Consider the following 407-nt stretch of genomic DNA (forward strand, 5'->3'; position numbering starts at 1 on the left):
GGCTCTTTGTCAAATAGTGTTGATGAAGAAATTTAGGAAGGGATTAAGCAACTAATTGTTGCTTAATTCCTTTTTGTTTTGGGCCAAACATTTTTGTTATTAAAATAATCCTATTTCTAAAATGGTAATAGTTTCTAAAGCCGTAGGCATTTCTTTTAAGCACTTTTATTTTATTGTTTATTCCTTCAATAGGGCCATTTGTTCTAGTTGGATACTCACAAGTATTTTGAATATATGGCAAGTAAGTCATAAGAGTCTTTAATACTCTTTTTAAACCAGGAGATAGGTCTAATTGCGTAGCTGCTTCAATCGTTTCCTTGAATTCTATATAATCTCTATCCTGTATACATTCACGAAGTGAATGTACAACCTCATAATCATTTTTTAGAGATGGATTGTTTTCTAAG

Annotated in this window: 1 protein-coding gene; it reads right to left on the minus strand. The window is 31.0% G+C overall.

Going from position 1 to position 407, the window contains the following annotated elements; translation table 11 throughout:
- Positions 1–43: 43 nt before the first annotated feature.
- Positions 44–407: transposase (locus SINDD18_RS10100; RefSeq protein WP_193750856.1), on the minus strand; the 364-nt coding region annotated here is incomplete at its 5' end.

The organism is Streptococcus infantis (genome assembly GCF_001579645.1).
GTDB classification, from domain to species: Bacteria; Bacillota; Bacilli; order Lactobacillales; family Streptococcaceae; genus Streptococcus; species Streptococcus infantis_E.